We start from the raw sequence: 317 nt of genomic DNA, 5'->3' as shown, positions 1-317 counted from the left end.
AGCGCCGATCACGTGCCGGGCGCCTTCCATCAGGACCATGCCCGGCAGGCGGCTTCCGCGCTCGTCGGCCCGCAGGGGTTCATCCCGGTGAACGCCTCCAACTCCTTCTGGCGTTACGCCGAGCTCGACCGCCCCTGCTGGATCGACGTCACGCAGACGGCCTCCGAGAGCGGCAACACCATGACGGTGGAGGTCACCGGCCGCCAGGACGGCCACAGCGTCTTCTCCTCGACCATGACGGGGCCCGTCAGTTAGAGCCCGTCAGTTAGGCCCGTACAGAAAGAAAACCTCAGCAGGGCCGGGTGAGAGCGCCGGCG

The 317-nt window shown here is 68.1% G+C and carries 1 pseudogene; it reads left to right on the top strand.

The features are described from left to right. Window positions 1-255: pseudogene (locus tag J0695_RS43275) on the top strand (ScbA/BarX family gamma-butyrolactone biosynthesis protein); the annotation flags it as partial. Between the last annotated feature and the right edge of the window lie 62 nt (window positions 256-317).

The sequence above is a fragment of the Streptomyces beijiangensis genome (assembly GCF_017315755.1).
GTDB lineage: Bacteria > Actinomycetota > Actinomycetes > Streptomycetales > Streptomycetaceae > Streptomyces > Streptomyces beijiangensis.
This window is presented reverse-complemented; position numbering and strand designations above follow the sequence as displayed.